Source organism: Streptomyces tamarix (assembly GCF_032423885.1).
Lineage (GTDB): Bacteria > Actinomycetota > Actinomycetes > Streptomycetales > Streptomycetaceae > Streptomyces > Streptomyces tamarix.
The window spans coordinates 242,934-261,324 of the sequence record NZ_JAWCTQ010000003.1 but is presented as its reverse complement, the minus strand read 5'-3'; the positions used below and the strand labels follow the sequence as shown (position 1 = coordinate 261,324).

At 73.4% G+C, this 18,391-nt stretch carries 10 protein-coding genes and 1 pseudogene; 5 read left to right on the top strand and 6 right to left on the bottom strand.

All coding sequences use genetic code 11. The features are described from left to right. Positions 1–86: 86 nt before the first annotated feature. A complete protein-coding gene (locus RND61_RS04460) occupies positions 87–1,253 on the bottom strand; it encodes a winged helix-turn-helix domain-containing protein (RefSeq protein ID WP_315876329.1) in 1,167 nt (388 codons plus the stop codon). Positions 1,254–1,371: 118 nt separating this feature from the next. Further along, complete coding sequence (locus RND61_RS04455) at positions 1,372–1,953, bottom strand: GNAT family N-acetyltransferase (RefSeq protein WP_315876328.1); 582 nt, start codon at positions 1,951–1,953, stop codon at positions 1,372–1,374. Positions 1,954–2,203: 250 nt separating this feature from the next. Between RND61_RS04455 and secA the strand changes: the two genes are divergently transcribed. Beyond that, complete coding sequence (gene secA, locus RND61_RS04450) at positions 2,204–5,014, top strand: preprotein translocase subunit SecA (RefSeq protein ID WP_315876327.1); 2,811 nt, start codon at positions 2,204–2,206, stop codon at positions 5,012–5,014. 601 nt (positions 5,015–5,615) lie between these two features. On the opposite strand, the gene RND61_RS04445 is transcribed toward secA, so the two are convergent. Next, the gene (locus tag RND61_RS04445; protein ID WP_391652830.1) at positions 5,616–5,933 is read right to left on the bottom strand and encodes an Rv3235 family protein; all 318 of its coding nucleotides are present in this window, start codon (positions 5,931–5,933) and stop codon (positions 5,616–5,618) included. A gap of 732 nt (positions 5,934–6,665) precedes the next feature. On the opposite strand from RND61_RS04445, the gene RND61_RS04440 reads away from it, so the two are divergent. From RND61_RS04440 to RND61_RS04430, 3 genes are all read left to right on the top strand, one after another. Beyond that, a complete protein-coding gene (locus RND61_RS04440; RefSeq protein ID WP_315876326.1) occupies positions 6,666–7,172 on the top strand; it encodes a DUF6912 family protein in 507 nt (168 codons plus the stop codon). A gap of 45 nt (positions 7,173–7,217) precedes the next feature. Beyond that, entirely contained in the window at positions 7,218–7,880 is a 663-nt protein-coding gene (locus tag RND61_RS04435) for an HAD family hydrolase (protein ID WP_315876325.1), read from the top strand. Positions 7,881–8,372: 492 nt separating this feature from the next. After that, positions 8,373–13,307 carry an NAD-glutamate dehydrogenase gene (locus tag RND61_RS04430; RefSeq protein ID WP_315876324.1) on the top strand — a complete coding sequence of 1,645 codons (4,935 nt, stop codon included), beginning with the start codon at positions 8,373–8,375 and terminating at the stop codon, positions 13,305–13,307. A gap of 226 nt (positions 13,308–13,533) precedes the next feature. Here the strand turns inward: RND61_RS04430 and RND61_RS04425 are convergent, their stop codons facing one another. Beyond that, positions 13,534–14,799: a glycosyltransferase 87 family protein gene (locus RND61_RS04425; RefSeq protein ID WP_315876323.1), complete on the bottom strand. Its 1,266-nt coding sequence runs from the start codon at positions 14,797–14,799 to the stop codon at positions 13,534–13,536. A 506-nt stretch (positions 14,800–15,305) separates the two neighbouring features. On the opposite strand from RND61_RS04425, the pseudogene RND61_RS04420 reads away from it, so the two are divergent. Beyond that, positions 15,306–15,945, top strand: a pseudogene (locus RND61_RS04420) (TetR-like C-terminal domain-containing protein). A gap of 180 nt (positions 15,946–16,125) precedes the next feature. On the opposite strand, the gene RND61_RS04415 reads toward RND61_RS04420, so the two are convergent. Then, positions 16,126–17,049, bottom strand: a complete 924-nt coding sequence (locus RND61_RS04415; protein WP_315876322.1) for a carbohydrate ABC transporter permease — start codon at positions 17,047–17,049, stop codon at positions 16,126–16,128. After that, complete coding sequence (locus RND61_RS04410; RefSeq protein WP_315876321.1) at positions 17,049–18,389, bottom strand: carbohydrate ABC transporter permease; 1,341 nt, start codon at positions 18,387–18,389, stop codon at positions 17,049–17,051. Before RND61_RS04410 ends, RND61_RS04415 begins: the two co-directional genes overlap by 1 nt. Positions 18,390–18,391: the final 2 nt, after the last annotated feature.

Sequence of the window (18,391 nt, the reverse complement as noted above, 5' to 3'; positions counted from 1 at the left end):
AGCACGGGCCCGGACTTGGGGCGGGACCGCGGGCCACCGGCCGGCCCCACCGTCAGGCCCGCGCCGCCGTCAGGCCGGCCCCGTCGTCAGACCAGCGCCGCCGTCAGGGCCGGGGCGAGGTCCGGGCGGTCCGTCCGCTCGACGCGTACGGAGTCGCAGCCCACCCACTCCGCCGCCTCCCGCAGCGCCTTGGCCATCGGGGCTATCGCCCCGGGTCCCGTCAGGGACAGCTGCCGGGCCACCAGTGTGGTGCCCTCGCGGGCCGGGTCGACGCGCCCCAGCAGCCTGCCGCCCGCCAGCAGCGGCATCGCGAAGTAGCCGTGGACCCGCTTCTGCTTCGGCACGTACGCCTCCAGTCGGTGGGTGAAGCCGAAGATCCGCTCCGTGCGGGCCCGCTCCCAGATCAGCGAGTCGAACGGGGACAGCAGCGTCGTGCGGTGCCGTCCGCGCGGTTCGTCCTCCAGTGCCGCCGGGTCCGCCCACGCGGGCTTGTCCCAGCCCTGCACCCGCACCGGTACGAGCCCCGAGTCCGCGACGACCGCGTCGAACTGCTCGCCCCTGATGCGGTGGTAGTCGGCGATGTCCGCGCGGGTGCCCACGCCCAGCGCCTGCCCGGCCAGCCGTACGAGACGGCGCAGGCACTCCGCGTCGTCCAGTTCGTCGTGCAGCAGGTCGGCGGGGACGGCGCGCTCCGCCAGGTCGTACACCCGCTTCCAGCCGCGCCGCTCGACGCAGACCACCTCGCCGTACATCAGCGCCCGCTCGACGGCGATCTTGGAGGCGGACCAGTCCCACCACTCGCCGCCGTTCTTCGCGCCGCCCAGTTCCGTCGCCGTCAGGGGGCCCTCCGCGCGCAGCTGCCCGATCACCGCGTCGTACGTGCCGTCCGGCAGGTCGTGGTGCCACTGCGGGTGCCGCCGGTAGGCGCGGCGGCGGAACGCGAAGTGCGGCCACTCCTCGATCGGCAGGACGCACGCCGCGTGCGACCAGTACTCGAACGCATGGCGGCCCGTCCAGTACGCCGCGTCGACGGCCTGGCGGCCCACGGCGCCGAGCCGGGCGTACGGCACCAGCTCGTGCGAGCGCGCCAGGACGGAGATCGTGTCCAGCTGGACCGCACCGAGGTGCCGCAGGACGCCGCGCACGCCGGCGCGCCGGTCGGGCGCGCCCAGGAACCCCTGCGCGCGCAGGGCGATGCGGCGGGCCTCGTCGGCCGAGAGCTCTGTCGTGGGTCGCGGCGGCGTCGTGGTCATGCTCCGCACGATAGAACCCGCCACTGACACATCCGCCGCGGCCCTCCTCGGGCGCCGGGGGCGGGCGGGTCAAGGCGTACCGGGACGACAAGGGCCGGCCGTACCGGGACGGCCGGCGTCAGGCGTGCCGGGACGGCAGGTAGGGGAGGGCGGACGGCAGGCCCAGGTCGGAGGGGAGGAGGGAGGCGAGCCAGCAGTCGCGGCGGGTGTCGTGGTGGACGAAGGCGGCGCGGAGGGTGCCCTCCAGGGTGAAGCCGGCCTTCTCGGCGACGAGGCGGGAGGCGGTGTTGCCGACCTCGGCGCGCCACTCCAGGCGGGTGCAGCGGAGGGTGGTGAACGCCCAGTGGGCGAGGGCGCGGGTGGCCTCGGTGGCGTAGCCGTTGCCGCGGTGCTCGCGGACCGTGTAGAAGCCGACCTCCCAGGTGCCGGCGCGCGGGTGGTGGAGGCTGACGGAGGCCAGGAGGGGGCCGTGCTCGCGGTCGCGGGGGCGTACGGAGAACGTGTACTCGGTGTCGTCGCGCCAGGCGCCGGGGACGTACCGGCCGACGAAGTCCTCGGCGTCGGCGATCCCGTACGGGTTGGGCAGGGGTATCCAGCGGCTGATCTCCGGGTCCTGGACGGCGGCGCGGACCTCCTCGGCGTCGTCGGGGGCGAAGGGGCGCAGCAGGAGGCGTTCGGAGGTCAGGGTGACGGGTTCCATGCCGGGATTCTGGCGGCGGCGGGGGCGGGAGGCGAACAGTTTCGGTGACGGGCGGCACCTTCGGCGCGTCCCGCGCGTTCTCCTTGAGGGCGGCGGCGGCCCGGCGATCGTTCCCCGGAGGCGCGGACCTCCCGGCGTGGCGGGGTCCTCGCTTACGATGACCGTTGCGGTGGGGTCCACCTGCCGTGCCCGTGCCAGTGTCCATGACAAGACCCAGTGCCAGGCCCGACCGGCAAGGAGACCAGCCTCAGTGTCCGTCTTCAACAAGCTCATGCGTGCAGGCGAAGGCAAGATCCTGCGCAAACTGCACCGCATCGCGGACCAGGTCAACTCCATCGAAGAGGACTTCGTCAACCTCTCCGACGCCGAGTTGCGGGCCCTCACCGACGAGTACAAGCAGCGGTACCAGGACGGTGAGAGCCTCGACGACCTGCTCCCGGAGGCCTTCGCGACCGTGCGCGAGGCGGCCAAGCGCGTGCTCGGCCAGCGTCACTACGACGTGCAGTTGATGGGTGGTGCCGCGCTGCACCTCGGGTACGTGGCGGAGATGAAGACCGGTGAGGGCAAGACCCTCGTCGGTACGCTCCCCGCGTATCTGAACGCGCTGTCCGGCAAGGGCGTCCACCTGATCACGGTCAACGACTACCTCGCGGAGCGCGACTCCGAGCTGATGGGCCGGGTGCACCGGTTCCTGGGCCTGTCGGTGGGCTGCATCCTGGCGAACATGACGCCGGCGCAGCGCCGCGAGCAGTACGCCTGCGACATCACGTACGGCACGAACAACGAGTTCGGCTTCGACTACCTGCGCGACAACATGGCGTGGTCGAAGGACGAGCTCGTGCAGCGCGGGCACAACTTCGCGTGTGTCGACGAGGTCGACTCGATCCTCATCGACGAGGCCCGTACGCCGCTGATCATCTCCGGCCCGGCGGACCAGGCGACGAAGTGGTACGGCGACTTCGCGAAGCTGGTGCAGCGGCTGAAGCGCGGCGAGCCGGGCAATCCGCTGAAGGGCGTCGAGGAGACCGGCGACTACGAGGTCGACGAGAAGAAGCGGACCGTCGCCATCCACGAGGCCGGTGTCGCCAAGGTCGAGGACTGGCTGGGCATCGACAACCTCTACGAGTCGGTGAACACGCCGCTCGTCGGCTACCTGAACAACGCCATCAAGGCGAAGGAGCTGTTCAAGAAGGACAAGGACTACGTCGTCATCGACGGCGAGGTCATGATCGTCGACGAGCACACGGGCCGCATCCTCGCGGGCCGCCGCTACAACGAGGGCATGCACCAGGCGATCGAGGCGAAGGAAGGCGTCCCGATCAAGGACGAGAACCAGACGCTCGCCACGATCACCCTGCAGAACTTCTTCCGCCTCTACGACAAGCTGTCCGGCATGACCGGTACGGCGATGACCGAGGCCGCCGAGTTCCACCAGATCTACAAGCTGGGCGTCGTGCCGATCCCGACGAACCGGCCGATGGTCCGCAAGGACCAGTCCGACCTGATCTACCGCACCGAGGTCGCCAAGTTCGCGGCGGTCGTCGACGACATCGCGGAGAAGCACAAGAAGGGCCAGCCGATCCTCGTCGGCACGACGTCGGTCGAGAAGTCCGAGTACCTGTCGCAGCAGCTGTCGAAGCGGGGCATCCCGCACGAGGTGCTGAACGCGAAGAACCACGAGCGGGAGGCGTCGATCGTCGCCCAGGCCGGCCGCAAGGGCGCCGTCACGGTCGCGACGAACATGGCCGGCCGCGGTACGGACATCAAGCTCGGCGGCAACCCCGACGACCTCGCCGAGGCGGAGCTGCGCCAGCGTGGCCTCGACCCGGTCGAGCACCCGGAGGAGTGGGTCGCCGCCCTGCCGGACGCGCTGGAGAAGGCCGAGCTGGCCGTGAAGGCCGAGTCGGAGGAGGTCAAGCAGCTCGGCGGCCTGTACGTGCTGGGCACGGAGCGGCACGAGTCGCGGCGCATCGACAACCAGCTGCGCGGCCGTTCCGGCCGTCAGGGCGACCCGGGCGAGTCCCGCTTCTACCTGTCGCTGGGCGACGACCTGATGCGGCTGTTCAAGGCGCAGATGGTCGAGCGCGTCATGGCGATGGCGAACGTGCCGGACGACGTGCCGATCGAGAACAAGATGGTGACGCGCGCGATCGCGTCCGCCCAGTCGCAGGTCGAGCAGCAGAACTTCGAGACGCGCAAGAACGTCCTGAAGTACGACGAGGTCCTCAACCGGCAGCGCGAGGTCATCTACGGCGAGCGCCGCCGCGTCCTGGAGGGCGAGGACCTGCGCGAGCAGATCCTCCACTTCATGGACGACACGATCGACGCGTACATCCAGGCGGAGACCGTCGAGGGCTTCGCGGAGGAGTGGGACCTGGAGCGGCTGTGGGGCGCGTTCAAGCAGCTCTACCCGTGCAAGGTCACCATCGAGGAGCTGGAGGAGGCCGCCGGGGACCGGGCCGGCATCACGGCGGAGTTCATCGCGGAGTCCGTCAAGGACGACGTCCACGAGCAGTACGAGGCGCGGGAGAAGCAGCTCGGCTCGGAGATCATGCGCGAGCTGGAGCGGCGGGTCGTGCTGTCCGTGCTGGACCGCAAGTGGCGCGAGCACCTCTACGAGATGGACTACCTCCAGGAGGGCATCGGCCTGCGCGCGATGGCGCAGAAGGACCCGCTGGTCGAGTACCAGCGGGAGGGCTTCGACATGTTCACCGCGATGATGGACGGCATCAAGGAGGAGTCCGTCGGCTACCTGTTCAACCTGGAGGTCCAGGTCGAGCAGCAGGTCGAGGAGGTCCCGGTGGAGGCGGCCCCGCAGCGGCCGTCGCTGGAGAAGGAGGAGGCCGTCCCCGCGGGTGCCGGCCGCCCCGAGATCCGAGCCAAGGGCCTGGACGCCCCGCAGCGGCCGAACCGGCTGCACTTCTCCGCGCCGACCGTCGACGGTGAGGGCGGCGTCGTCGAGGGCGACTTCGACAACGGCGACGCGCGGTCCGAGACGGAAGGCATGACGCGCGCGGAGCGCCGCAAGGCGCAGAAGGGCGGTCGCCGCCGCAAGAAGTGACCGCGGCGCCCCTGCCTGGAGGCGGGGCCGGGACACGCGCACCCGCGTGCTCCGGCCCCGCCTTCGCGCGTGCGGGGGGGGCGCCGTCACGCTCCTTCACCCCTGCCGCCCCGGCCGTGCCCGCCCCCGCGCGTGAGGGGGCGGGCACGGCCAGCTCTCCGGCGGCCTCGGCGAGCAGTCCGCCTCCGCGCGCGTAGGGGCCGCCCGCGCGCCCGTCCTTGTGCCCTCGTCCGGGCAGTCCGCCTTCGCGCGCAGGGGCCCCGCGCTCCGTAAGCCGGCTTACGGAGTTACAGCAGTCCGCCTTCGCGTGCGCAGGGGCCGCCCGCGTGCCCGTCCCCATCCTCGTACCCTTGCCCGGCAGCCCGTCTCCGCGCGCGTAGGGGGCCCTGCCGGCCCCGACGTCCCCGGCCGCGATCCCTGGACGGGCACGGCGACTCCTCGCGCGCCTGTGTGCCCCGTGGAGGGCCGTTCGCGGGCGGCCCAGCCACCTTATGTCCGGGTGGTGGCGAGGGCGCGCTGCGGGGCCGCCCGGAAGGCCGCGCGGCGCCCCTCCGCTCCCTGCCCCGGCCGTCCGGCCGCCGGGGGCGGTGGGCGGTCCCGGTCAGGGGCCGGCGGGGCCCAGGTCCACCGCCGCGCAGCGCCACCTGCGGTCCGGCCCCTGCTCCAGGCGGAACGCCATCGCCCGGACCCGCGCGTCCGTCACCACGCTGGCGTACGCCTCGACCACGCCCGGTCGGAGCGGGACGCCGCCGCAGTGGCGCAGGACCGGGCGGGCCCGGCGGGCCGCGGCGGGCCGCAGGGGGTTGTCCGGGGCCAGGCGGACCAGTTGCTCGTACGCGTCGCCGATCGTCCGGCCCAGCATCCAGTGCACGGGCCGCTCCCCGGTCAGCACGGCCAGCAGCCGCTCGGCGAACACCACGTGCGGGGGCAGGACGCGGGGACGCGCGCCGGCCGTCGGCCCGGCACCCGGGCGCGGGGTGCCCGGCCGGGAACCGCCCGGGCGCCGCACGTCCCGCCGCCCGCCGGGCCGCCCCGCCGCGCGCGCCGGCCGCCCGGCGGGGCGGGCTCCGCCCGGTGCCGCGGCTGGCCGCGGGGCGGCCGTGGGGCGGTCCGGGGCCGTGGCCGGGTCCGGCTGCGGGGCGGTCCGGGGCACGTGGGGCCGCGGGGCCGTACGGAACCGGTACGGGCTGCCGGCCGCGACCGCAGTCGGGGCGTTGCGGGCGCGGGCCGCGCTCGCGCCGAGCCCCTCCGGGGCCTTCCACAGGCGGTGGGCGCCACCCCCGTCGGCCGGGCCCCGTGCCGCCGGGACGCGGGGAGCCCGTGCTTCGGGAGCGAGGGCGGGAGCGGAAACGGGGGCAGGGATCGGGGTGGGCGGCATCGGCGTGGTCCCTTCCGTCAGCCGGGATTACCCGGGAGTAACTTCGCGGTGGCCCACTTCTACGGGGGCGCCGCCCGCCCCGCAACGGCCCGTCAAGCCGGTGACGCGCCCCCCGGGAATCACCTATCCGGGTGACACGGCCCAAGGCGCGCCCGGGCCGGCGCGGGGTCGGGACATCACGCGGTGGACGCCGGACGGGTCCGATACCAGCCCCCGAAGGGGTAGCGCCGCACGTATCCTGGGCACGTCTTCCGACTACGAAAGCGGCCTGTCATGCGCGTGTACGTTCCCCTGACCCTCCCCGGTCTCGCACGGGCGCACAGGACCGGCACCCTCGGCACCGGCGCGCTCACGGCGTACGCCGTCACGCCCGGGCTGCGCGAGTGGTACGTCTCCGACGACATCGAGGAGCTGGAGTACGCCGCGCTCAGCCGCGCCGCCGCAGCCTCCCTGCGCCTCCTCGCCGCCGACCCGGACGCCCCGCGCCGCCGGGTGGTCGTCGCCGTGGACGTCCCCGACGGCGCCGCGACCGCCGACCCCGACCGCGGCCTCGACCCCGCGTCGATCGGCGAGGTGCGGGTCGCCGGGCCCGTGCCGCTGGCCAAGGCCGCCGCGGTGCACGCCGACTCCGCCGACGCCGAGGCAGACGTGACCGCCGCCGCCGACGCGCTCGGCGCGGCCGACATGGGCGACGACGACGCCCGGTTCACCGTCGACGGGGCCGAGGACCACGAACTGCTCTGGTACGGCGTGCAGGAGATCCCCCACCTCGTGGGCTGACGGGCGGGGACCCCGCTTGTCGGACCCTGCCGGTACGGTCTTCACATGGGGAAGCACCGCGCGCACCTGGTCTGGGACTGGAACGGGACTCTGCTCGACGACACCGGCGCCGTCATCGAGGCGTCCAACGCCGCCTTCGAGGAGATGGGTCTGGCGCCGATCACCCTGGAGCGGTACCGCGAGCTGTACTGCGTGCCCGTCCCCCTCTTCTACGAGCGGCTGCTCGGCCGGCTCCCCACCGAGGAGGAGTGGGCCCTCATGGACGGCGCGTTCCACCGGCACTACTGGGCGCGCGCCGACGCCTGCGGGCTCACCGACGGCGCCGCCGAGCTGCTGGAGGCCGCGCGCGCGTTCGGGCGGACGCAGTCGCTGCTGTCGCTGGCGCCGCACGAACGCCTGGTGCCGCTGGTGCGGCAGTACGGCATCGAGAAGTGGTTCGTCCGCGTCGACGGGCGCACCGGCCACTCCACGTCCGGCAAGGCCGAGCACATGGTGCGGCACCTGCGGGCCCTCGACGGGGTCCCGCCCGAGCGGGTCGTGGTCATCGGGGACGCCGCCGACGACGCGATCGCCGCCGCCCACGTCGGCGCGCGGGCCGTGCTGTACACGGGCGGGTCGCACAGTCGCACCAGCCTGGAGGCCGCCGGTGTCCCCGTGGTCGACACGCTGGCGGAGGCCGTCGCCGTCGCCGAGGACCTGGTCGGCTGACCCGGAAGGGCACCGCGCGGGGCGCCGCCCGAACATCTGGACGTCCCCCGTCCGGACGCTCCCCATCCGGACGTTCCCGACGGTCCGATGTGGCTTGATTCGTACCGACCTGGGCGGCTTGCCCGCCGGGCCGTACGCCTGCCGCTGTCCACACCGTCAAACTTCGGGGCCGTCTTTTGTACACATACGGCTCATGACGGCCCCGGGGCGAGGAGCGATAGCCTGGACCCGTGATCAGCGTTATACGCCCTGGGGGCAGCGGAGCCCCCGGCCGGTGCCCGGTGTGCCCTCGTGCCCGGGCGGCTGCTGATCCTTCCTGCCCGGTCTTCCCGCCGCCCAAGGCATCCCCGCCGAGAATGGCCGACAATCATCCGGGCTTTCCCCCTTCAGGCATAACGTCCCCGCCGAGCGGATACCCCGCGTTGGAGCGTGAACGTGATGCCGCACCCTTCCCCTACGTCACGCAACGGCGCGCGACAGGAGCCAGAGGACATGCAGACCAAGCTGGACGAAGCCAAGGCCGAGCTGCTCGAACGGGCCGCCCGGGTAGCTGAGAACGAGACCGGGGACAGGCCCGACCCGGGCACCGTGCTCGAGTACCTCCAGCGTTACTACCTGCACACCGCTCCCGAGGACCTCACCGACCGCGACCCGGTCGACGTGTTCGGCGCGGCGCTCTCCCACTACCGGCTGGCCGAGAACCGCCCCCAGGGCACGGCGAACGTCCGCGTCCACACGCCGACCGTCGAGGAGAACGGCTGGACGTGCAGCCACTCCGTCGTCGAGGTCGTCACCGACGACATGCCGTTCCTCGTCGACTCGGTCACCAACGAGCTGTCCCGGCAGAACCGCGGCATCCACCTCGTCGTGCACCCGCAGGTCGTCGTCCGCCGCGACGTGACCGGCAAGCTCATCGAGCTCGTCTCCGCCGGCCCCGGCTCCGAGGCCGGCGGCCGTGCCAGGCCGCACGACGCGCTCGTCGAGTCGTGGATCCACGTGGAGATCGACCGCGAGACCGACCGCGCCGACCTCAAGCAGATCACCGCCGACCTGCTGCGCGTCCTGTCCGACGTCCGCGAGGCCGTCGAGGACTGGGAGAAGATGCGCGACGCCGCGCTCCGCCTCGCCGACGGCCTCGCGGACGAGCCGACCGCCGGCGACCTGCGGCCCAGCGAGGTCGAGGAGGCCCGCGAGCTGCTGCGCTGGCTCGCCGACGACCACTTCACGTTCCTCGGCTACCGCGAGTACAACCTCGTCGACGGCGACGCCCTCGCCGCCGTGCCCGGCACCGGCCTCGGCATCCTGCGCTCCGACCCGCACCACAGCGGCGACGACGCCCACGGCCACCCGGTGTCCCCGTCGTTCAACCGGCTGCCCGCCGACGCCCGCGCCAAGGCCCGCGAGCACAGACTGCTCATCCTCACCAAGGCCAACAGCCGCGCCACCGTCCACCGCCCGTCGTACCTGGACTACATCGGCGTCAAGAAGTTCGACGCGCAGGGCAACGTCGTCGGGGAGCGCCGCTTCCTCGGCCTGTTCTCGTCCGCCGCCTACACCGAGTCGGTGCGGCGCGTCCCCGTCATCCGCCGCAAGGTCTCCGAGGTCCTCGACGCGGCCGGCTTCTCGCCCGCCAGCCACGACGGCCGCGACCTGCTGCAGATCCTGGAGACGTACCCGCGCGACGAGCTGTTCCAGACGCCCGTCGACCAACTGCTGTCCATCGCCACCAGCGTCCTGTACCTCCAGGAGCGCCGCCGGCTGCGCCTCTACCTGCGCCAGGACGAGTACGGCCGCTACTACTCCGCCCTCGTCTACCTGCCGCGCGACCGCTTCAACACCACGGTCCGCGAGCGGCTCACCGACATCCTGAAGGAGGAGCTCGGCGGCACCAGCGTCGACTTCACCGCCTGGAACACCGAGTCGGTCCTCTCCCGCCTCCACTTCGTCGTCCGCGTCCCGCAGGGCACCACGCTCACCCCGCTCACCGACGCCGACGCCGACCGCATCGAGAACCGGCTCGCCGAGGCCGCCCGCTCCTGGGCCGACGGCTTCAGCGACGCGCTCAACGCCGAGACCGGCGAGGAGCGCGCCGCCGACCTCCTGCGCCGCTACGGCAGCGCCTTCCCGGAGGGCTACAAGGCCGACCACTCGCCGCGCTCCGCCGTCGCGGACGTGCTCCAGCTGGAGCAGCTCACCCGGGGCGGCGAGGACTTCGCGCTGTCCCTGTACGAGCCGGTCGGCGCCGCCCCCGGCGAACGCCGCTTCAAGATCTACAAGAAGGGCGAGCAGGTCTCCCTCTCCGCCGTGCTGCCGGTCCTCAACCGGCTCGGCGTCGAGGTCGTCGACGAGCGCCCGTACGAGCTGCGCTGCGCCGACCGCACCCACGCCTGGATCTACGACTTCGGGCTCCGCATGCCCGCTCCCGTCGGCACGGACTACCTGGGCGACGACGCCCGCGGGCGGTTCCAGGAGGCGTTCGCCGCGACCTGGACCGGGCAGGCCGAGAACGACGGCTTCAACGCCCTCGTCCTGAGCGCCGGGCTGACATGGCGCCAGGCCATGGTGCTGCGCGCCTACGCCAAGTACCTGCGGCAGGCCGGGTCGACGTTCAGCCAGGACTACATGGAGGACACCCTCCGCAACAACGTCCACACGACACGGCTGCTCGTCTCGCTGTTCGAGGCGCGCATGGCGCCGGAGCGGCAGCGGGCCGGCACGGAGCTGACGGACGGCATCCTGGAGGAGCTCGACGGCGCCCTCGACCAGGTCGCGTCGCTCGACGAGGACCGCATCCTGCGGTCGTTCCTCACCGTCATCAAGGCGACCCTGCGGACCAACTTCTTCCAGAAGGACGCCGAGGGCCGGCCGCACGCGTACGTGTCGATGAAGTTCGACCCGCAGGCCATCCCCGACCTGCCGGCGCCGCGCCCCGCGTTCGAGATCTGGGTGTACTCGCCGCGCGTCGAGGGCGTCCACCTGCGCTTCGGCAAGGTCGCGCGCGGCGGTCTGCGCTGGTCCGACCGGCGCGAGGACTTCCGCACGGAGATCCTCGGCCTGGTCAAGGCGCAGATGGTGAAGAACACCGTCATCGTGCCGGTCGGCGCGAAGGGCGGATTCGTCGCCAAGCAGCTCCCCGACCCGTCCGTCGACCGCGACGCGTGGCTGGCGGAGGGCATCGCCTCGTACCGGACGTTCATCTCGGCGCTGCTCGACATCACCGACAACCTGGTCGGCGGCGAGGTCGTGCCCCCCGCCGACGTGGTCCGCCACGACGAGGACGACACGTACCTGGTCGTCGCCGCCGACAAGGGCACCGCGACCTTCTCCGACATCGCCAACGAGGTCGCCGTCGCGTACGGCTTCTGGCTCGGTGACGCCTTCGCGTCCGGCGGCTCCGCCGGATACGACCACAAGGGCATGGGCATCACCGCGCGCGGTGCCTGGGAGTCCGTGAAGCGGCACTTCCGGGAGCTGGGCCACGACACGCAGACGCAGGACTTCACCGTCGTCGGCGTCGGCGACATGTCCGGCGACGTGTTCGGCAACGGCATGCTGCTGTCCGAGCACATCCGCCTCGTCGCGGCCTTCGACCACCGGCACATCTTCATCGACCCGAACCCGGACGCGGCCGTCTCGTACGCCGAGCGGCGCCGCCTGTTCGAGCTGCCCCGCAGCTCCTGGGCCGACTACGACCCCGAGCTGCTCTCCCCGGGCGGCGGCGTCCACTCGCGGCAGGCCAAGTCCATCCCGGTCAACGCGCACGTGCGGGCGGCGCTCGGCATCGACGAGGGCGTCACCAAGCTGACCCCGGCCGAGTTGATGAAGGCCGTCCTCAAGGCGCCGGTGGACCTGCTGTGGAACGGCGGCATCGGCACGTACGTCAAGGCGTCCACCGAGACGCACGCCGACGTCGGCGACAAGGCCAACGACGCGATCCGCGTCAACGGCGAGGACCTGCGCGTCAAGGTCGTCGGCGAGGGCGGCAACCTGGGCCTCACCCAGCTCGGCCGCATCGAGTTCGCCCGCACCGGCGGTCCCGAGGGCACGGGCGGCAAGGTCAACACCGACGCCATCGACAACAGCGCCGGCGTCGACACCTCCGACCACGAGGTCAACATCAAGATCCTGCTGAACGGGCTCGTCGCGGACGGCGACATGACCGTCAAGCAGCGCAACAGGATCCTCGCGGAGATGACCGACGAGGTCGGCTCCCTGGTGCTGCGCAACAACTACGCGCAGAACGTGGCGCTCGCCCTCGCCGTCCACCAGTCCGGCTCCCTCCTCCACGCCCACCAGCGGTTCCTGCGCCGCCTGGAGAGCGACGGGCACCTCGACCGGGAGCTGGAGTTCCTCCCCAGCGACCGGCAGATCCGCGAGCTGCTCGGCGGCGGCAAGGGGCTCAGCCAGCCCGAGCTGGCCGTACTGCTCGCCTACACCAAGATCACGGTGGCGGAGGAGCTGATCGCCACCGACCTGCCGGACGACCCGTACCTGCGGACCCTGCTCCACACGTACTTCCCGACGACCCTGCGCGAGCAGTTCCCCGAGCAGATCGACGCGCACGCCCTGCGCCGCGAGATCATCACCACGATCCTGGTGAACGACACGGTCAACAGCGGCGGCTCGACGTTCCTGCACCGGCTCCGCGAGGAGACCGGGGCGTCGATCGCGGAGATCGTCCGCGCGCAGACCGCCGCCCGCGCCATCTTCGGCCTGGGCGCCGTCTGGGACGCCGTCGAGGCGCTCGACAACCAGGTCCCGGCCGAGACCCAGACCCGGATCCGGCTGCACTCGCGCCGCCTCGTCGAGCGCGGCACGCGCTGGCTGCTCAACAACCGGCCGCAGCCGCTCCAGCTCGCCGAGACGATCGAGTTCTTCGGCGCCCGCGTCGAGCAGGTGTGGACCGAGCTGCCGAAGATGCTGCGCGGCGCCGACCTCGAGTGGTACGAGGGGCTGGTCACCGAGCTGACCGGGGAGGGCGTCCCCGACGAGCTGGCCGCGCGGGTCGCCGGGTTCTCGTCGGCGTTCCCGACGCTCGACATCGTCGCCATCGCCGACCGCACGGGCAAGGAACCGCTGGCCGTCGCCGAGGTGTACTACGACCTCGCCGACCGGCTGCAGATCACCCAGTTGATGGACCGCATCATCGAGCTGCCGCGCGCCGACCGCTGGCAGTCGATGGCGCGCGCCGCGATCCGCGAGGACCTGTACGCGGCGCACGCCGCCCTCACCTCCGACGTGCTGTCCGCCGGGAACGGCTCGTCGACGCCGGAGGAGCGGTTCGCGGCCTGGGAGGAGAAGAACGCCTCCCTGCTGGCGCGGGCGCGGACGACGCTGGAGGAGATCCAGGGCTCCGACGCGTTCGACCTGGCGAACCTGTCGGTGGCGATGCGGACGATGCGGACGCTGCTGCGCACCCACAGCTGAACCGCCGGTACGGCCCGACGGGGCGCCCCGCCAACGACCGCGTGGTCGTGGCGGGGCGCCTTGCTGTGGTGTCCGTCCCGTCCGCGGGGTGGGGCGTGCCTTCCTGCGGCCGTCCGTACCGTCCGTACTGGCCGTGTGACGGGGTGCCTTGCTGTGGTGTTCGTACGGTCCGTGTGGCGGGGTGCCTTGCTGTGGTGTCCGTCCCGTCCGCGCGCGGGGCACCTTCCTACGGCGTTCGTACCGCCCGCGCCGTGCTCCACGGCACGCGCAGCACGTCCGGGGCCGACTCCCCCCACAGCAGCCGGCACGACAGCAGCGCCGCCGCGACCAGCAGCCCGTTGCGGACCAGCATCAGCAGGCAGCCCAGCGGCGTGACCGCCAGCACCTCCCCGTACAGCAGCGGGTACGCGAACGCGGTCAGCGCGGCGGCCGGCAGCAGGAGCAGCGCGACCGGGCGCTGCGTGGTGTTCCGCGACGTCAGGCACACCGCCGCCAGTCCCAGCAGCCACACCAGGTACTGGGGGCTGATCACCCGACTGGTGACGGTGACCAGCAGGACGGCGGCCAGCGCCGCGTCCAGGGGCGTGGCGTCCGACCAGTGCAGCGACCGCACCCGCCACACGACCAGCCACAGCAGGGCCGCCCCGGTGCACAGCAGGGACACCACCGCGACCGCCCCCACGTACGGCCCGGCGAACTCGAACGCCCCGTACCGGTAGACGACCCGGCCCTGCCACCCCGCCAGGCGTGCCAGCGACAGCAGCGTCCCGCCGGCCGACTCGACCTGCACGCCCCGGCCGCCCTGGTGCCGCAGGAAGTCCAGGGTGTGCGGGAAGACCGCGGCCAGCACCGCCGCCCCGCCCAGCGCGGTGGCCAGCGCCGACCTCCAGGCCCGTCCCGTGGCGGGCCCCGGTGTCGTGCCGGTCAACACGAGCAGCGGCCAGCCCTTCGCCAGCGCGCCGAGCCCCGCCAGCGCACCGCCCAGCCGGGCCCGGCCGGCCCGCACGGCGAGGAGGGCGGCCACGGCCAGCGCGGTGACCGGCAGGTCGTACCGGGCGAGCGGGGTGTGCAGCAGCAGGGGCAGGCCGCCGGTCCAGTACCAGGCGCCGTCCCCGCCGGCCCGGGCCAGGGCGAGGAGGACGGTGGCGTCGGCGAGCAGGGCCAGCGCGACGAACCCCTGGAAGTACGTCAGTCCGGGCACCGTCCCCGGGGCGAGGAGCACCAGGGCGGCGCCGGGCGGGTACTGCCAGGTGGCCTCGTCGGCGGGGAGGGCGCCGCTCGCGATCCGCTCGTACCAGTGCCGGTAGAGGACGTGGACCTCCTTGCCGACGTCGCCGATGCCGAGCGTGTCGTGCGCCAGCAGCCACAGCATCGCGGCGCGGCTGAGTGCCCAGACGGCGAGGAGGGGCGGGAGGTCGGGCCGGCGCCGCTCCCGGAAGCGGAGACGGTGCCGGCTGAACGTGGGCGGGGTGCTGAGCCGTTGCGTCGTCATCCCCGCGAACAATAGTGAGTTTTGTGGCCATCTGCCCCTTATCTAGCGCTTCGGGGTGACGGTGCGGGGAAGGGCGCCCGGCGTGGGCTCCATCCCGTACGCGGTGACGGCGCCGGCGCGGGCTCTTCACCCGTACGCGGTGACGGCCGCGTCGGACGGGTCCCCCTCGGGACCCGGCCGGACTCCGGCCGCGCTCCGGCCGGGGCGCTCCGCCACCGATCACCGGTCGCCGGCCCTCCGGCCGTCGGTCTCCCGGACCGCGGAGTCGTCGTGGTCGGCGGGGAGGGCCGTACGGGCCGCGGCGCGGCTCGGCGGCGCGCTCCCGGCCGCGCCGCCGAACGCGGCACCGGAACGCAACGCCGCCGGTGGCGCCGCCGGGCCCGCGGAACTCGCCGGGCGCGGCGCCCCTCGCCGGGACGCGTCCGTACCGTCGCCCCGCCGGGACGCGTCCGCACCGCCGCCCGCCGGGACGGGGCGCGCCGACGACGGAACGCGAGCGTCCCGTCGTGACGTGGGTTCCGCGCCACGGTTCCCGGCATGACGCCGCCGCCCGCGGCCCCCGTCGCGCCCCCGCGGGGGCGGCCGTGCTCCGGGAGGGCGTGACCGCGGCGATCCGCGCGGCCGTCGTCGAGGAGCCGGCCGCGGCCGGCTTCGCGCGCGTGTCCACCGAGGGCGTCGCCCGACGGGCCGGTGCCGACGGGGCCGCCGTCCACCGGCGCTGGAAGTCCAGGCTGTCGCTGGTGCTCGACCTGCTGACCGCGTTCGCCGCCGAGCGGCTGCCCGTCCCCGCGACCGGCGCCCTCCCCGGGGACGTGCGCGCCCCGCTGGAGGCCGCCCACGCGCTGCGCCACCCGGAGGCGTCCCGGGTCGCCCCGGACCCGCTGGTGGAGGCGGTACGGCGGCACCCGGAGATCACGGAGGCGGTACGGGCGACGCCGCTCGGCAGCCGGCGCGGCGCCGGCGCGCGGGTGGTGCGCGAGGCGGTCGTGCGCGGGGAGCCGGGGGAGGGCGCCGGCGCCGACCGGGCGCTCGACCTGATCGTGGGACCGCTGTACCCGCGCCTGGTGGTCGTACGGGACGCGTGGCCGCCGGAAGGGGTCCCTCGACGGCCTCGCCGCGGCGGCGGTGGCGGCCCTGCGGCCCTGACGGGGCCGGATCCCCGGGCACGGCCCCCCAGGCACGGCCCCCAGGCAGGGACCCCCAGGCACGGCCCCCCAGGCAGGGACCCCCGGGCACGGGTCCCGGGCGGGGCGCCGCGAGCCGCCCGCCCGGCGCCGCGGGCCCTCCCGGGCCGTACGCGAGGGCCCGCCGCCCGCGCGGGAGGCGCTACTTCACCGCCCCCGCCATCACCCCCGAGACGAACTGCCGCTGGAACGCGAAGAACACCGCCAGCGGCACCACCATCGACACGAACGCGCCCGGCGCCAACACGTCGATGTTGTTGCCGAACTGGCGGACCTGCTGCTGGAGCGCCACCGTGATCGGCGGGGCGTCCGAATCGGCGAAGATCAGCGCGACCAGCATGTCGTTCCACACCCACAGGAACTGGAAGATGCCGAGCGACGCGATCGCCGGACCGCCCAGCGGCAGCACCACGCGCGCGAAGAGCCGGATCTCGCCCGCCCCGTCGAGCCGGGCGGCCTCCAGCAGCTCCCGCGGGATCTCCGCGAAGAAGTTGCGCAACAGGAAGATCGCGAACGGCAGTCCGAAGGCCGTGTGGAACAGGACCACGCCCAGGGTCGTCTCGAAGAGGCCGACCTCCCCGAACAGCTTCGACACCGGTACGAGCGCCACCTGCACCGGCACCACCAGCAGGCCCACCACGGCCAGGAACCACCAGTCCCGGCCCGGGAACTCCATCCACGCGAACGCGTACCCGGCGAGCGAGCCGACCACGACGACGAGCACCGTCGCCGGGACGGTGATCATCACCGTGGAGAGCAGCGAGTCGGTGATCGTGTCGTTGCGCAGGATCGCCGCGTAGTTGTCGACCGTCAGCTGCGCCGGCGCGGTGAAGACCTTCCACCAGCCGCTCTCGCTGATGTCGGACGGCGACCGCAGGGAGGACAGCAGCAGCCCGGCGGCGGGCATCAGCCAGAACAGCGCGACGACCACGAGGAACACCTGCGTGGCGCCCCCGGCCAGGCGGGAGGCGATCCGCGACCCCCGGGACACCGGCGCCGTACGGGACCCCTTCGCGGTACGGGACCCCGGTGCCGTACCGGACGCCTTCGCCGTACGAGACCCCATCACCGCCCCGCCTTCCTGATGCGCCGGATGTTGAAGAACATCACCGGGATCACCAGCAGCAACAGCAGCACCGAGATCGCGCTGCCGACCCCCAGGTGGGCGTCCGTGCCGAAGGACGAGCGGTACAACTGGAGCGCCAGCACGTTCGCGTCGTCCTGGACCGAACCCGGCGCGATGATGAACACCAGGTCGAAGATCTTCAACACGTTGATCACCAGCGTCACCAGCACCACCGCCAGCACCGGCGCGAGCAGCGGCACCGTCACCCGGCGGAACACCTGCCACTCGTTGGCGCCGTCCACGCGCGCCGCCTCCAGCAGTTCGCGCGGCAGACCGGCGAGCCCCGCCGCGATGAGGACCATCGCGAAGCCCGCCCACATCCAGACGTAGCTGCCGATCACGGCGGGCGTCACCAGCGCCGGGCCCAGCCAGTCCACGCCGTTGTACGGCTCCCGGAAGTTCGCCTCCGGCAGCCGCAGCAGGGCCCCGTCCGCCGCCGCGGGCAGGGTGAACGAGCCGTCCGCCGCCGCCGTCGCCGTCGCGACGACCCGCCCGTCCTTCACCGCCTCGATCCGCAGCCCCTTCAGGCCCAGTTCCCTCGCGTCGACGGTGTTGGGGGTGCCCCCACCGCCCTTGGTGAAGTCCAGCCACGCCGTGCCCGTGACCGCGCCGGGTGCCGGCCGCGGCTCGTGCGCCGGCCGCGCGTCCTCGGGCATCCTGCCGGGTGCGACGCCGACGAGCGGCAACCGCGCGGGCGTTCCCGCCCGCACCGGTTCCTTCGTCACGTACGCGCCGCCGCCCGCCGGCTTGAGCGGATGCACCGGCAGCGGGCGGGCCTTCGGGTACCCGGCCGACTCGGCGAACGTGTCGTGGACGCCGACCCACACCGCGTTCGCGACGCCCCGGTCGGGGTCCTGCTCGTACACGAGCCGGAAGATGATCCCGGCGGCCAGCATGGAGATCGCCATCGGCATGAAGACGACCAGCTTGAACGCCGTGCCCCAGCGGACCCGTTCCGTCAGGACGGCGAAGACCAGGCCGAGGGCGGTGGCCACCGTCGGGGCGACGACGACCCAGACCGCGTTGTTCCTCACCGCCGTCAGGATCGTGTCGTCGGTGAAGATCTCCACGTAGTTGTCCAGCCCGGCGAAGCCCGTGCCGGCCCGGTCGAAGAAGGACCGCTGGACGGAGTACCCGATCGGGTACACGACGAGCGCGCCCAGCAGCACCAGTGCGGGCAGCAGGAACACGGCGGCGACCAGCCCGCGGGTGCCCGTCACGCCCCTGCGGGCGGGCCGCCGGTGCCGCTGCTCTGCCGGGAGCGGGGGAGCGGCTGCCACGG

Coding starts and splice junctions, on each gene's coding strand:
- RND61_RS04460 (WP_315876329.1), bottom strand. CDS start 1,253: ATGACCACGACGCCGCCGCGACCCACGACAGAGCTCTCGGCCGACGAG.
- RND61_RS04455 (WP_315876328.1), bottom strand. CDS start 1,953: ATGGAACCCGTCACCCTGACCTCCGAACGCCTCCTGCTGCGCCCCTTC.
- RND61_RS04440 (WP_315876326.1), top strand. CDS start 6,666: ATGCGCGTGTACGTTCCCCTGACCCTCCCCGGTCTCGCACGGGCGCAC.
- RND61_RS04435 (WP_315876325.1), top strand. CDS start 7,218: ATGGGGAAGCACCGCGCGCACCTGGTCTGGGACTGGAACGGGACTCTG.
- RND61_RS04430 (WP_315876324.1), top strand. CDS start 8,373: ATGCAGACCAAGCTGGACGAAGCCAAGGCCGAGCTGCTCGAACGGGCC.
- RND61_RS04425 (WP_315876323.1), bottom strand. CDS start 14,799: ATGACGACGCAACGGCTCAGCACCCCGCCCACGTTCAGCCGGCACCGT.
- RND61_RS04415 (WP_315876322.1), bottom strand. CDS start 17,049: ATGGGGTCTCGTACGGCGAAGGCGTCCGGTACGGCACCGGGGTCCCGT.